This is a genomic window from Streptomyces sp. NPDC058796, assembly GCF_042745235.1.
Lineage (GTDB): Bacteria > Actinomycetota > Actinomycetes > Streptomycetales > Streptomycetaceae > Streptomyces.
Window position 1 is genome coordinate 32,893 of record NZ_JBHYOP010000013.1, and the last position, 13,861, is coordinate 46,753.

General features: G+C 74.8%; 13 protein-coding genes. 7 read left to right on the forward strand and 6 right to left on the reverse strand.

Going from position 1 to position 13,861, the window contains the following annotated elements; all coding sequences use genetic code 11:
- Nucleotides 1–7 precede the first annotated feature (7 nt).
- Together ACFW47_RS28970 and ACFW47_RS28975 are read right to left on the reverse strand one after the other, a co-directional pair.
- The gene (locus tag ACFW47_RS28970; RefSeq protein ID WP_386307563.1) at nucleotides 8–1,372 is read right to left on the reverse strand and encodes an MFS transporter; all 1,365 of its coding nucleotides are present in this window, start codon (nucleotides 1,370–1,372) and stop codon (nucleotides 8–10) included.
- 73 nt (nucleotides 1,373–1,445) lie between these two features.
- Entirely contained in the window at nucleotides 1,446–2,060 is a 615-nt protein-coding gene (locus ACFW47_RS28975) for a LysE/ArgO family amino acid transporter (protein ID WP_386286373.1), read from the reverse strand.
- A gap of 68 nt (nucleotides 2,061–2,128) precedes the next feature.
- On the opposite strand from ACFW47_RS28975, the gene ACFW47_RS28980 reads away from it, so the two are divergent.
- On the forward strand, nucleotides 2,129–3,043 hold the full coding sequence (locus tag ACFW47_RS28980) for a LysR family transcriptional regulator ArgP (RefSeq protein ID WP_386307565.1): 915 nt from the start codon (nucleotides 2,129–2,131) through the stop codon (nucleotides 3,041–3,043).
- A 108-nt stretch (nucleotides 3,044–3,151) separates the two neighbouring features.
- A complete protein-coding gene (locus ACFW47_RS28985; protein ID WP_073732104.1) occupies nucleotides 3,152–3,403 on the forward strand; it encodes a WhiB family transcriptional regulator in 252 nt (83 codons plus the stop codon).
- Between the two features lie 20 nt (nucleotides 3,404–3,423).
- Here ACFW47_RS28985 and ACFW47_RS28990 read toward each other — a convergent pair whose 3' ends face one another.
- Nucleotides 3,424–3,873, reverse strand: coding sequence for a DUF6098 family protein (locus tag ACFW47_RS28990; RefSeq protein WP_386286375.1), 450 nt, complete (start codon nucleotides 3,871–3,873; stop codon nucleotides 3,424–3,426).
- A gap of 154 nt (nucleotides 3,874–4,027) precedes the next feature.
- On the opposite strand from ACFW47_RS28990, the gene ACFW47_RS28995 reads away from it, so the two are divergent.
- On the forward strand, nucleotides 4,028–4,381 hold the full coding sequence (locus ACFW47_RS28995; protein ID WP_386286376.1) for a DUF488 domain-containing protein: 354 nt from the start codon (nucleotides 4,028–4,030) through the stop codon (nucleotides 4,379–4,381).
- 37 nt (nucleotides 4,382–4,418) lie between these two features.
- Here ACFW47_RS28995 and ACFW47_RS29000 read toward each other — a convergent pair whose 3' ends face one another.
- Nucleotides 4,419–6,092, reverse strand: a complete 1,674-nt coding sequence (locus ACFW47_RS29000; RefSeq protein WP_386286628.1) for an FAD-binding dehydrogenase — start codon at nucleotides 6,090–6,092, stop codon at nucleotides 4,419–4,421.
- Between the two features lie 23 nt (nucleotides 6,093–6,115).
- A complete protein-coding gene (locus ACFW47_RS29005) occupies nucleotides 6,116–6,739 on the reverse strand; it encodes a TetR/AcrR family transcriptional regulator (protein WP_386286377.1) in 624 nt (207 codons plus the stop codon).
- Between the two features lie 119 nt (nucleotides 6,740–6,858).
- Here ACFW47_RS29005 and ACFW47_RS29010 point away from each other — a divergent pair, with 119 nt between their 5' ends.
- The 3 genes from ACFW47_RS29010 (at nucleotide 6,859) to ACFW47_RS29020 (ending at nucleotide 9,553) form a co-directional block, all read left to right on the forward strand.
- Complete coding sequence (locus tag ACFW47_RS29010; RefSeq protein WP_386286378.1) at nucleotides 6,859–7,488, forward strand: alpha-ketoglutarate-dependent dioxygenase AlkB; 630 nt, start codon at nucleotides 6,859–6,861, stop codon at nucleotides 7,486–7,488.
- Nucleotides 7,489–7,564: 76 nt separating this feature from the next.
- Entirely contained in the window at nucleotides 7,565–8,311 is a 747-nt protein-coding gene (locus ACFW47_RS29015; RefSeq protein ID WP_386286379.1) for an MBL fold metallo-hydrolase, read from the forward strand.
- A 9-nt stretch (nucleotides 8,312–8,320) separates the two neighbouring features.
- A complete protein-coding gene (locus tag ACFW47_RS29020) occupies nucleotides 8,321–9,553 on the forward strand; it encodes a DUF4032 domain-containing protein (RefSeq protein ID WP_386286380.1) in 1,233 nt (410 codons plus the stop codon).
- Between the two features lie 27 nt (nucleotides 9,554–9,580).
- Here ACFW47_RS29020 and ACFW47_RS29025 read toward each other — a convergent pair whose 3' ends face one another.
- Nucleotides 9,581–10,456, reverse strand: a complete 876-nt coding sequence (locus ACFW47_RS29025) for a universal stress protein (protein ID WP_386286381.1) — start codon at nucleotides 10,454–10,456, stop codon at nucleotides 9,581–9,583.
- Nucleotides 10,457–10,891: 435 nt separating this feature from the next.
- Here ACFW47_RS29025 and ACFW47_RS29030 point away from each other — a divergent pair, with 435 nt between their 5' ends.
- A complete protein-coding gene (locus tag ACFW47_RS29030) occupies nucleotides 10,892–13,852 on the forward strand; it encodes an ATP-binding protein (RefSeq protein ID WP_386307566.1) in 2,961 nt (986 codons plus the stop codon).
- Nucleotides 13,853–13,861 lie beyond the last annotated feature (9 nt).

Here is a 13,861-nt window from a genome sequence, read left to right on the forward strand (position 1 = left end):
GGCGCCGTCAGACGCGGTAGCGGCGCAGCGCCGGCACCGCGGCCGCCAGGGCCAGCATCACCACGACGACGAGCAGCCCGCCGCCGGCCACCGCTTCCCGCGCGCCGAAGGCGGAGCCCGCGCCGCCGTGCAGGACGTCGGCCAGGCGGGGGCCGCCCGCCACGACCACGGTGAAGACACCCTGCATGCGCCCGCGCATCTCGTCGGTCGCGGCGGACAGCAGGATCGCCCCGCGGAACACCATGGAGACCATGTCCGCGACGCCGGCCACCGCCAGGAACGCCACCGCCAGCCACAGGCTCGAACTCAGTCCGAAGCCGGTGACGGCGGCGCCCCAGACCACGACCGAGCCGATCACCATCCAGCCGTGCCGGCGGGCCCGGGAGAAGGTGCCGGAGAACAGCCCGCCGGCCACCGCGCCGATGGGGATCGCCGCGAACAGCAGGCCGAGGGCGAACCCCTCGCCGTGTCCGGCGTACGACTCGGCGGCGAGCTGCGGGAACAGCGCGCGGGGCATGCCCAGGACCATGGCGACGATGTCGGCCAGGAAGGACAGCAGCAGCACCTTGTGCCCGGCGATGTACCGGAAGCCCGCCACCACTTCCCGCACGCCCGCGCGCCGGACCGCCGTGCCCTTGAGCGGTGGCAGAGCGGGCAGCCTGTGGACCGCCCACACCGTGACGCACAGGGCCAGGGCGTCGATCAGGTACAGCTCGGCCAGGCCGATCACCGGGATGAGGACGCCGGCCAGGAGCGGGCCGACGACCTGCCCGGTCTGCATGACGGTCGAGCCGAGCGCGTTGGCGGCGGGGAGTTCGTCCTCGGGGACCAGGCGGGCGATGGAGGCGTTGCGGGCCGGCGCGTTCAGGCCCCAGAAGGCCTGCTGGAGCGCGAGCAGCAGCACGAGCGCGGCCACCGACTCCAGGCCGGTGACCGCCTGGAGCCAGAACAGCACCGAGGTAACGGCGATGCCGCTGTTGGTGATCAGCAGCAGCTTGCGGCGGTCCATGGCGTCGGCGACCGCGCCGCCCCACAGCGCGAACACGACCAGCGGCAGCAGGCCCGCGAGGCTCGCGGCGCCGACCCAGGCCGAGGAGCCGGTGATGTCGTAGATCTGCTTGGGCACGGCTACGGCGGTCAGCTGGCTGCCGACCGCCGTGACGATGGTCGACGACCACAGCCTGCGGTAGGCCGGACGGCGCAGCGGCCGGGTGTCCATGGCCCAGCGGCGCGGGCCGCGCCGTGCCGCCCCGTCGGGGGCCGGGTCCTTTGCTCCGGCGCCGTTCTTCCCGGCTTCCTTCTTCCCGGGTTCGGTACCGCTCTCGCCGCTGCTCCGGCTGGTGTCCACGCGCTTCCTACATGCTCGATACATCTTTCAGGCTGCGGACTTACTATCGCAGCTCCGTTCGAGCTCCCGACCCCCGCGTGGCCGCATCCGGGGGTGTTCAGGCCCCGACGACGAGAGTGACGCCGAGGACGATCATGGTGGCGGCGACCAGCCCGTCGAGCACCCGCCAGGCCGCGGGGCGGGCCAGGAAGCGGCCCAGGTAGCGGGCGCCGAAGCCGAGCGCGGCGAACCAGCACAGGCTGGCGACCGCGGCACCCATGCCGAAGGTCCAGCGCAGCGCCCCCTGGTCGGCGGCGACCGAGCCCAGCAGGAACACGGTGTCCAGGTACACGTGGGGGTTGAGCCAGGTCAGCGCCAGGCAGGTGAGGACCGCCCGGCGGCGCGAGCCGGCCGCGTCGCCCTCCGCCCGCAGCGCGCCGGCCGGCCGGAACACGCGCCGGGCGGCCAGGGCGCCGTAGCAGAGCAGGAAGGCGCCGCCCACCCAGCCGACCACGGTCAGGGCGTCCGGCCAGGCCACCACCACCGCGCCGACCCCGCCGACGCCCAGGGCGATGAGCAGCGCGTCGGACAGCGCGCAGATGCCGACCACGGCGAGGACCGCGTCGCGGCGGATGCCCTGGCGCAGGACGAAGGCGTTCTGGGCGCCGATGGCGACGATGAGCGAGAGGCCGGTGCCGAAGCCGGCGGCCGCGGCGGTGAGGGCGTTGGTCATGCTTCGACGCTAAGCAGACGATCACAGGACGTACAGCTAAAGATTCTTACGTATCCTTAGTGTTTGTGATGACGGAACCGAGCCTGCCGGCCTTCGCGGACCTCCCCCTGGACCAGGTGCGCACCCTGCTGGCGGTGGTGGACGAGGGGACCTTCGACGCGGCCGCGGCGGCGCTGCACGTGACGCCGTCCGCGGTCAGCCAGCGGGTGAAGGCGCTGGAGCAGCGCACCGGCCGGGTACTGCTGCTGCGCACCAAGCCGGTGCGGCCGACGGAGTCCGGGGCGGTGCTGGTGCGGCTGGCCCGCCAGGTGGCCCGGCTGGAGCGTGACGCGTACGCCGAACTCGGGCTGAGTGCGGCCGGGGAGCCGACCCGGATCCCGGTGGCCGTGAACGCCGACTCGCTCGCGACCTGGTTCCTGGGCGCGCTGACGCGGGTCCCCCGGGAGCCCCGGCTCTGCTTCGAGCTGCGCCGCGAGGACGAGGACCACACGGCGACCCTGCTGCGGGAGGGCGTGGTCATGGCCGCGGTGACCTCGTCGGCCGACCCGGTCCCCGGCTGCACCGTCCGCTACCTGGGGCGGATGCGGTACCTCCCCTGCGCCGCCCCGGACTTCGCCGCGCGCCACCTGGACGGGCCGGTGCGCGAGCGGATCGCCGAGGCGCCGGTGATGGTGTTCGACCGGCGGGACGACTTCCAGGACGGCTTCGCCCGGCGGCTCGGTCAGGGCGGCGCGAGTGCCGCGCGGCACTACGTGCCGACCTCCGAGGGGTTCGTCGAGGCGGTCGCCGCCGGTCTGGGCTGGGGCATGGTGCCCGAGCCGCAGGCACTGCCGCTGCTGCGCACCGGCCGGCTGGTGGAGTTCGCCCCGGAACTCCCGGTGGTCACCCCGCTGTACTGGCAGCAGTGGAGGCTCGACTCCCCGGCGCTGGCCACGCTGGCCGGGGCGGTGGCGTCGGCGGCGGCCGAGGCGCTGCGGAGGTAGGGGCGCGATCGAAGGCGCGGCGCCGGTTTCACCGCGTATCGACAGGCCACCCGGAAGGGAGCAAGGCAATTACGAGGGCGCGAACGATACCGATCGCAGGTGACATTGATGGACGACTGGCGAGAGCACGCCGCGTGCCGTACGGAGGACCCCGACCTGTTCTTCCCGATCGGCACCACCGGCCCGGCCGCTCTGCAGACCGAGCAGGCGAAGGCGGTCTGCCGGACGTGTCCGGTGCGGGAGCAGTGTCTGCGATGGGCGCTCGACACCGGGCAGTCCATCGGCGTGTGGGGCGGGACCAGTGAGCTGGAGCGCCGGGCGCTCAAGCGCCGGGAGGCGGTGCGCAGGAGGTCCGGCTGAACCCGGGCCCGGCGGCTTCCTCAGCGGCCGGTGCGGCGCAGCGGCCCCCACGGGTGCTCCTGGCGTTCCACCTCGGCCCGGGCCTCGTCGATGACGCCCGGGTCGATCCAGCACAGCGGCCGGGCGTCGGCCACCAGCGGCTCGTTGTCCGGGCCGCGGCCCGCCTCGCGGCCGGTGAGCACCCAGGGGCGGACGCCGGGACCCTTGTCGTGCGGCAGGTGCGCGTAGTCGTGCAGCCGCCGGGCCGCCCACACCCGCACGGGCCGGTCCGCCCACCAGGCCTCCACGTCGAGGGGGTTGGCGGACAGGCCCGGCATGGAAACGCCGGTGAGTTCGTCGGTGCTGGAGACGTCGGCGAGGTCGGTGCCCGGGCCGCGCGACCACCGCACGTACAGGCCCCGGTGCCGGCGGACCAGGTCGGTCAGTTCGTCCAGTGACCGCACGACCGGCAACCCGTCCGATGCGCCCATGCGCCGACCTCCCTCGCCGTACCGTCGGAGCGACGGGGTACCCAGGAGGCGTGGCGGGGAATCGGGCCGTTCCCGAACGGCGCACCCGTCCCCGGCGCCCCGTGGACTTGGGACGTAGGCTCGCGGCAGCACTGCCGTCGAGAGGGGAGTGGTCATGAGCGTGCGCGTGCGCCGCGTCTACGATCCGCCCGAGCCGGACGACGGCGTGCGGGTCCTGGTCGACCGGCTGTGGCCGCGGGGCGTGGCGAAGAACGAGGCACACGTGGACGAGTGGCCCAAGGGGCTCACCCCGTCGACCGAGTTGCGCCGCTGGTACCACGCGGGCGAGGGCTCGTACGAGGAGTTCGCCGAGCGGTACGAGGCCGAGCTGGCCGCCCCTGAGGCGGCGGAGCTCCTCGACCACGTGCGGCAGCTGGCGGGCGAGGGCGACGTGACGCTGCTGACGGCGTCCAAGTCGCCCGGCCGGAGCCACGCGTCCGTGCTGCTCCGGCTCCTCGACGGGGCGTGAGGAGCCGGAGCGGCCGCCGAGGCCCCTGCTGCCCCGCTCAGGCCGTCAGCCGTGCCGCGGCCCGGCCCGCCGCGCGCCCGGAGAACAGGCAGCCGCCGAGGAAGGTGCCCTCCAGCGCGTTGTACCCGTGCACCCCTCCCCCGCCGAAGCCGGCCACCTCACCGGCCGCGTACAGGCCCCCGACGGGCGTGCCGTCGGCACCGAGGGCGCGGGAATCGAGGTCGGTCTGGATGCCGCCGAGGGTCTTGCGGGTGAGGACGTGCAGCTTGACGCCGATCAGCGGGCCCGCCGCCGGGTCGAGGATGCGGTGCGGAGCGGCGACCCGGCCGAGGCGGTCGCCGATGTAGCGGCGGGCGTTGCGGATGCCCTGGACCTGGGCGTCCTTGGCGTAGGGGTTGGCCAACTGGAGGTCGCGGGCTTCTATCTGGCGCCGGATCGAGGGGGCGTCCAGGAGCGGCTTGCCGGTGAGCCCGTTCATCCGGTCGACGAGCTGCTCCAGGTCCGGCGCGGTCACGAAGTCGGCGCCCTCACGCAGGAAGGCGTCCACCGGGCCGGGGGCGCCCTTGCCGAGAACGCGCTCGCGCAGGAACCCGGCGCGGTCCTTGGCGGTGATGTCGGGGTTCTGCTCGGAGCCGGAGAGCGCGAACTCCTTCTCGATGATCTTGCGGGTGAGGATGAACCAGGAGTGGCCGTGTTCCGCGAGGCCGTCGGCGGTGCGCAGGTGCCGCAGCGTGCCGAGGGTGTCGTAGCCGGGCAGGCAGGGTTCGGGCAGCCGGCGGCCGAGGGCGTCGAACCACATCGAGGAGGGGCCGGGCAGGATGCGGATGCCGTGTCCGGGCCAGATGGGGTCCCAGTTGCGCACGCCCTCGGTGTAGTGCCACATCCGGTCGCGGTTGACCAGGCGTGCGCCCGCCTCGGCGCTGATGTCCAGCATCCGTCCGTCGACGTAGGCGGGGACGCCGGTGACCATCTCGGCGGGCGGGGTTCCCAGACGCTCGGGCCAGTGGCGGCGGACGACGTCGTGGTCGCCGCCGATGCCGCCGGAGGTGACGATCACGGCCCGGGCGGAGAGTCCGAACTCGCCGACGGCCTCGCGGTTGGAGGCGACGCCGCGGGGCGAGCGGTCCTCGGCGAGGACGGTGCCCCTGACGCCGCGTGCCGTGCCGTCCTCGACCACCAGGTGGTCGACCCGGTGGCGGTGGTGGAAGGTGAGCAGCCCGTCGCGCGCGGCCTGCTTCGCGTACCGCACGAAGGGCTCGACGACTCCGGTGCCGGTGCCCCAGGCGATGTGGAAGCGCGGTACCGAGTTGCCGTGCCCGCCCGCCCTGAGGTCGCCGCGCTCGGCCCAGCCGACGGTGGGCAGGAAGGTGATGCCGTGGCCGGCGAGCCAGGAGCGCTTCTCCCCGGCCGCCCACTCCACGTACGCGCGCGCCCAGCGCACCGCCCAGGAGTCCTCGTCCCCTATCCGGTCGAAGGCGGCGCTGCCCTGCCAGTCGCTCCAGGCGAGGTCGACGGAGTCCTTGACGCCGAGGCGGCGCTGCTCCGGGGAGTCGACGAGGAAGAGGCCGCCGAAGGACCAGAAGGCCTGCCCGCCGAGGTTGGCCGCGTTCTCCTGGTCGACGAGGGCGACCCTCCTGCCCCGGCTGGTCAGCTCGTGCGCCGCGACCAGACCCGCCAGTCCCGCTCCGACCACGATGACGTCGGCATCCATGGCGACCGTCCCTTCCTGTTCCGTCATTGACCGGTGCTGCCGTCGGTGAGCAGCGCGGTGAGCAGCTGCCCCAGCCAGACCCGGGCGTGTTCGACGTCCCGGTCCAGCAGCAGCTGGGTGGTGACTCCGTCGTAAGCGGCGACCACGGCGTGCGCGGCGCCGTCGGCGTCGCCCAGCGCAGCGGGCAGCGGGGTGTGCCCGCGGGCCCGGGCGAGCCGGTCCGCGATCGCCCGCCTCAGCCGTGCCCGGTGCTCCAGCAGGGCGCGGGCCACATCGGGGTCGCGGGCGGCGTGCACCAGGAAGTCCGTCTTGACCAGGAGCCAGTCCCGGTCGAGGAGCAGCACCTCGGTGACCCGGTCCACGGCGGCCGGCACGTCCAGGTCGGGACCGTCGGAGGCAAGGGCACCGGACACCTGCTCGGCGATCAGGTCGGCGCGCTGCCGGTAGAGCGCGAAGAACAGCTCGTCGAGGCTGTCGAAGTTGGAGTAGAAGGCGCCCCGGCTGTACCCGGCGGCCTCGCACACCTCCTCGATCGACACCCGCCCGAACCCCTTGGCGGCGAACACCTCGAACGCGGCGTCCAGGAGGTTCGCGCGGGTGCGCACGCGCCGCCTGGTCACCCGCCCGGTCGTCGTCCTCACCACCACGGCCTCTCCCTCCCGTTCGATGCGTGAACGTATCGGATACAGCGATGCATCGAAAGAGGTCCGACGACGAGCATCGCGGAAGTAGAACGGATTTTCGAATACGGAGTACGCTGGTCTCCATGACCACGCACCTCCAGGGTTCGCTCTTCGACCAGACCGACGAGGTCCGGCTGGGCCCACTGGACGGTCTGCGCCGAACCGAGCTGGGCTCCGGCGCCTGGATCGACCTGCTCCCGGGCTGGCTGAGCGGCGCCGACGCGCTCTTCGAGCACCTGGCCACCGAGGTCCCCTGGCGTGCCGAGCGGCGGGCCATGTACGACCAGGTGGTGGACGTGCCCCGGCTGCTCGCCTTCTACGGCGCGGGCGACCGGCTCCCGCACCCGCTGCTGACCGAGGCGCGCGAGGCGCTGACGGCCCACTACGCCGGGGAGCTGGGCGAGCCCTTCGCCACGGCCGGACTGTGCCACTACCGCGACGGCCGGGACAGCGTCGCCTGGCACGGGGACCGGATCGGCAGGGGCGCACGCCAGGACACGATGGTCGCGATCCTCTCGGTCGGCGCGCCCCGCGATCTCCTGCTGCGCCCGGTGGGCGGGGGCGGCGACACGGTGCGCCGGCCGCTCGGCCACGGCGACCTGATCGTGATGGGCGGCTCCTGCCAGCGCACCTGGGAACACTGCGTGCCCAAGAGCACCCGCGCCGCCGGGCCGCGCATCAGCGTCCAGTTCCGCCCGCACGGCGTGCGCTGAGGGTCGTGCGCGCTTCCCGGCCGCCGCGTCTGGTTGGCTGGCGCCCGACGGGCAGCCACCTCGACGCGGGAGAACCATGCGACCGGACGTACGGCAGGTGGCCGACGGCACCTACCTGGTGCACGGCGGCCACACCAACTGGGTGATCCTCACCGACGGGGACGCGGTGACCCTGGTCGACACCGGCTACCCCGGGGACCGTCGGACGCTGCTGGCCTCCCTGGCCGCCGTGGGGAGCGGCCCAGATGCCGTGGCGGCCGTGCTGATCACCCACGCCCACAACGACCACCTCGGCTCGGCCGAGTACCTGCGCACCACCCACGGCACGCCGGTCCTGCTCCACCCGGCCGAAGTGCCCCACGCCCGGCGGGACTTCCTCCAGCAGGTGTCCGTCGCCACCGTGCTGCGCAACGCCTGGCGGCCGGGGGTGCTGCCCTGGACGGTGCACGTCCTGCGCTCCGGCGGCACCGAACGGCACCCCGTCGCCTCGCCCGAGCCCTTCCCCGCCGGCGGCGCCTTCGACCTGCCCGGCCGGCCGGTGCCGGTGCACACGCCCGGACACACGGACGGGCACTGCGTCTACCACCTCCCCGACGCGGGCGTGGTGATCTCCGGCGACGCGCTGGTGAGCGCGCACGCCACCTCCCGGATCTCCGGCCCCCAACTGCTGCCCGGCATGTTCCACCACGACCGGGCGGGCGCCCTGGCCTCCCTCGACGTCATCGCGGGACTCGACGCCGACGTGCTGCTTCCCGGGCACGGCCCGGTCCACCGGGGCCTGGTGAAGGAAGCCGCGCGCCAGGCCCGGGAACGGGCGTTCTAGAGTCGGGGCATGGCCTTGCAGATCAGCGCCACCAACCCGGAGCACCCCGCGCTCCTGCTCGAACTGCCCTGGCAGACGCCGCTGGAGGAGTGGCCCGAGGAGTACCTCGTGCCGCTGCCGCGCGGCATCTCCCGGCACATCGTCCGCTACGCCCGGGCCGGGGACGAGGTCGTCGCCGTCAAGGAACTGGCCGAACGCCCCGCGCTGCGCGAGTACCAGCTGCTGCGCGACCTGGACCGGCTCGCCATCCCCGCGGTCGACGCGCTGGCCGTGGTCACCGGCCGCACCGACGCCTCGGGCGGTCCGCTGGAACCGGTGCTGATCACCCGGCACCTGGGCGGCTCGATGCCGTACCGGTCGATGTTCGAGACGACGCTGCGCCCGGCGACCATGCACCGCCTGATGGACGCCCTCGCGGTGCTGCTGGTGCGGCTGCACCTCACCGGGTTCGCCTGGGGCGACTGCTCGCTGTCCAACACCCTCTTCCGCCGCGACGCGGGCGCCTACGCCGCGTACCTGGTGGACGCCGAGACCGGGGAGCTGCACCAGCGGCTCAGCGACGGGCAGCGCGACTACGACCTCGACCTCGCCCGGGTGAACATCAGCGGGGAACTGCTCGACCTGGAGGCGTCGGGCGCGCTGCACCCCTCCGTCGACCCCGTCGACTTCGGCACCGAGATCTGCGCCCGTTACCGGAGCCTGTGGGAGGAGCTGACCCGCACTTCCGTCTACCCGGCGGGCAAGTACCACTACATCGAGCGCCGCATCCGGCGCCTCAACGACCTGGGCTTCGACGTGGCCGAGATGCAGATCGAGCACGCCTCCAACGGCGACACGGTCACCTTCGTGCCCAAGGTCGTCGACGCCGGCCACCACCAGCGCCAGCTGCTCCGCCTGACCGGTCTGGACGCCGAGGAGAACCAGGCCCGGCGGCTGCTGAACGACCTGGAGAGCTGGATGGCCACCCAGGACGACTACGCCCCCGGCGACCCCCTGGGCGCCCGTCCGGAGGTCCTCGCCCACCGCTGGGTGCGCGAGGTGTTCCGGCCCACCGTGCGCGCGGTGCCGGTGGAACTGCGCGGCGCGATGGACCCGGCGGAGATCTACCACGAGCTGCTGGAGCACCGCTGGTACCTGTCCGAGCGGGCCCAGCACGACATCGGGCTGGACACCGCCGTCGCGGACTACATCGCCAACATCCTGCCCAGGGCCCGCGAGACGCTGCGGCCTACGGCGGACTGAGCGGCGTACCGCGCTTTGCGGCGGCGCTCAGGCGTGCGGGACCACCGCCACCGGGCACTCGGCGTGGTGCAGCACGCCGTGCGCCACGGAGCCGATGCGGGCGCCGACGGCCGTACGGCGGGCGCGGCGGCCGACGACCATCAGCCGGGCGCCGCCGGCCACCGACAGCAGCACCTGACCCGCGCTGCCCATCTCCACGTGCTCGATCACCGGCACATCGGGGAAGCGTTCGCGCCACGGTGCCAGCGCCTCGCCGAGCGCCTTGCGCTCGTACTGCTCCAGGCCCCCGGCCTCGTCGGCGAGCGCCATCGAGCCCGGGCTGTAGGTGAACACCGTCGGCAGGCTCCAGGCCCGCACGGCGCGCACGGTGGCGCCGCGCGCGGCGGCGGCCTCGAAGGCGAACCCGATCACGTCGGCGCTGTCCTCCGGCTCCCCCTGCTGGCCAACGACCACCTCGCGGCCCGCCGCCTCGGCCGCCGCGTCGTCCCCGGACCGCACGAGGACCACCGGCCGGGTGGCCTCGGCGATCACCTGCTGGCCGACGGAGCCGAGCAGGAACCCGACGACCGCGCCGTGGCCGCGCGACCCGAGCACCAGCGTCCCGGCGCCGGCCCCGGCTGCGAGCAGCGCGGCGACCGCGTCGTCGGCCTCGCGGACCTCGGTGGACACCGTCAGCTCCGGGTGCCGTTCGGTGACGGTCGCGACGGACTCGGCGACCGCGTCGCGCACCCACCGCTCCTGCGCGTCCCGGTCCCCCGCGCCGTCCCCGTCCAGTGCCTGCACCCGCCAGGCGTGCACGACGTGCAGCGGCGCCTCGCGCCGGACGGCCTCCCTGGCCGCCCAGGCCAGCGCGGCCAGGCTCTCCTCCGAACCGTCCACCCCTGCCGTGATCGGGCGCGTCATGCGGGTCCCTCCCTGAGTCGCGGTCACGTCGTCCATGGGCACAGTCTTCCCTACGCTGTCCTCATGATCCTGGAGTGGGATCAGGTGAACGCCGACGCGGCCGGTCCCCGCACGCCGTGATCCTCGCGACTCGTCGTCTCCTGCCGTGCGTCCCGGCGTGTTCGTGCGGGTGACGCCCGGGCCAGGTCCGCGAAGCGGGGCGGGTACCGGCGGGCCGTGCCCGGACACCGCGGCAGGTGAACGAATTCCGCTTCCGCCCGGCAAGCGCCCGCACCGGCCGCGTGGGCCGGGACCCCGCGCGGCGCCGACCACGAGGCGGCCCGCCTCCCTCAAGAACCGCTGCCGGCCACGCGGCCGCCGGCACCACAGCACCGACCACGAGACGGCCCGCCTCCGCCCCGTGGGGCTGTCCGGCCCGCGTGCCAGGATGGAGGCGTGCCGCAGACCTCATTCACCAGCCCGCTCGTCGGCCGCGAGGACGAACTCGCGCGTCTCACCGGCGTGCTGGAGCGCGCCCGTGCCGGGGAGGCCCGCGCGGTGCTGATCGCCGGGGACGCCGGGGTCGGCAAGACCCGGACCCTGGACGAGGTCGCCGGGCGGGCCGCCGCGGCCGGCACGACCGTGCTCACCGGGCACTGCGTCGACCTGGGCGACGTCGGCCTGCCGTATCTGCCGTTCACCGAGATCCTCGGCGTGCTGGCGGCCGACGAGCGGTTCGCCGCCGTGCTGGGCGCCCACCCGGTGGCCGGCCGGCTGCTCGGCGGCGGTGCCGATGACCCGGAGGGCGGGGACGCCGGCACACGGTCGCGGCTGCGGCTGTTCGAGGGCGTGGCCGCGCTGCTGGCCGAGCTCTCCGACGTCGCCCCGCTGCTGCTGGTCCTGGAGGACCTGCACTGGGCCGACCAGTCCTCCCGGGACCTGCTGAGGTTCCTGCTCAGCCGGGGAGTCCTGCAACGGCCGGCGGGCGGGGCGCCCGGTCACCGCCTCGCGCTGTTCGCCTCCTACCGGGCGGACGACCTGCACCGCCGCCACCCGCTGCGGCCCCTGCTCGCCGAGCTGGTGCGGCTGCCGGCCGTGGAGCGGCTGGAGCTGCGGCCGCTGCCCGACGCCGACGTGGCCAGGCTGGTGCGTTCGCTGCGCGAGCGGCCGCTGCCGGAGACGACCGTGCACCGGATCGTCGAACGCGCCGAGGGCAACGCCTTCTACGCCGAGGAACTGGTCGCGGCCACGGACACGCCCGCCCGGGGCGTGCCCAGCGGTCTGGCCGACGTCCTGCTGATCCGGTTCGAGCAGCTGTCGGAGACCGCCCAGCAGGTGCTGCGCACCGCCGCCGTCGCCGGGCGCAGGGTGGGGCACGTACTGCTGCGGGACGCCGTCGGGCTGCCCGAGGAGGAGCTGGAGTCGGCGCTGCGCGAGGCACTGGGGCGGCAGTTGCTGGTCTCCGGAGACGGCGACACCTACTCCTTCCGGCACGCCCTCGCACGCGAGGCCGTCTACGCCGACCTGCTTCCCGGGGAGCGGGCCCGGCTGCACGGCGCGTTCGCCCGGCTGCTCGACGGTCCGGACCGCCGGTCCGACAGTGCCGCCGAGCGCGCGCACCACTACCGGGAGAGCCACGACCTGCCTCAGGCGCTCGCCGTGTCCCTGGAGGCCGCCGACCACGCCCAGCACATCGGGGCGCCCGCCGAGGAGCTGCGGCACCTGGAGGCGGCCCTCGACCTGTGGTCGGCGGTCGACGCCTCCGCACGGCCCGCCGGCCCGGACGCCGTGACGCTCACCCTGCGCGCCTCGGCGGCCGCCGCGCACGCCGGGGACCTGCACCGGGCCGTCTCGCTCACCCGGTCCGCGCTGGCCGGCCTCGGGCAGGACGCGGACCTGGAGCTCGCCGCCCGCGTCCGCTACACACTCGCCGGGAACCTGCTGCGCGTCGACAACCTGTCGGCCGCGTTCGCCCACAGCAGCGAGGCGTTCGCCCTGATCCCCGCCGAACCGCCGTCGCCGACGTGGGTGTGGGCCGCGGCGACACACGTCATGGCGGCCCGTCAGGTCGGGGAGCACGAGACCGCACTGCGGGTGGGCCGCCGGGCCCTGCGCGTCGCCGAGGAGCTGGGGGTCGCCGACGCCCGGGCGGACCTCCTGATCTCCGTGATCGGTCTCGAGGACGACAACCGGGCCACCTCGCGCGGCCGGGAACGGCTGCTGGAGGCGAGGGAGCTGGCGCGCCGGGCGGGGAACGCGCCGGTGGAACTGCGCGCGTTGTTCAACCTGGCCATCGGCTGTTTCGAGGCCGGCGCGCCGGCGGACTGCCTGAGCTGGGCGGCCAAGGGGCTGGAGCGGGCCCGCCGTTCGGGGCTGCTGTCCTCGCCCTATCCGCGCGAGATGCGGTATCTGCGGCTGCTGGTGCTGTACACGCTGGGTCACTGGGACGAGTGCCTGCGCGAGGCCGCCGAGGACGACGCCGGTCCCCCGCCCGCCGCCGGCGCCCACACCGTCGCGGCGGGCCTGTACGTGGCGCTGGCGCGCGGCGACCTCGGGGCCGCCGACCGCGCCCGTGCCCTGCTGGAGGGGCCGTTCGACTGGATGGTCACGCTGGTGGCGGGCATCGTGCTGACCGACGCCGCCGCGCTGCGCGGGGACGCGGAGGGCGCCGTGCGGTGGGCGCGGTCCACCGTCGCGACGCTCACCGACGACGCGGGTACGCCGCCGGCCGTCACCGTCCGCCTCGCCGCGCTCGCGCTGTCCGCGGTCGCGGACACCGTCGTCGGGCTGCGCGCGGCCGGTGACGAGACGGGAGTCCGCCGCTGGACGGACACCGCGGCGGAACTCCTGGAGCAGGCCCGCCGGTCCGCCGGCAGGGGCGAGGACGACCGGCCGCAGGGCCTGGAAGGACAGGCGTGGCTGGCCCGCGCGGAGGCGGAGTGGGCCCGGATCGCCTCCGGACCCGATCCGGCGGCCTGGCAGCGGGCGGTGGCCGGGTTCGGGCACGGCGACGTGTACGAACGGGCCCGGTGCCGGCTGCGGCTGGCCGAGGCACTGCTGGCGGCCGGCCGCCGTGCGGAGGCGGCCGACGAGGCCGGCCGGGCACACCGGGAAGCCGGCCGGCTCGGCGCCACGCCGCTGGGCGAGCGGCTGGACGACCTGCTGCGCCGTGCCCGGCCGGCGGAGACCGGGGACCGGGCCGCTTCGCTGACCGCCCGCGAGCGGGACGTGCTGCGTCTGCTCGCCCTGGGGCGCAGCAACCGCCAGATCGGCGAGGAGCTGTTCATCACCGCCAAGACGGCGAGCGTCCACGTCTCCAACATCCTCGCCAAGCTGGAGGCGGCGAGCCGCACGGAGGCGGTGGCGGTCGCCTACCGGCAGGGTCTGATCACCCCGGAGACCGCGGGTTCGGGCTGACCGGGCCGC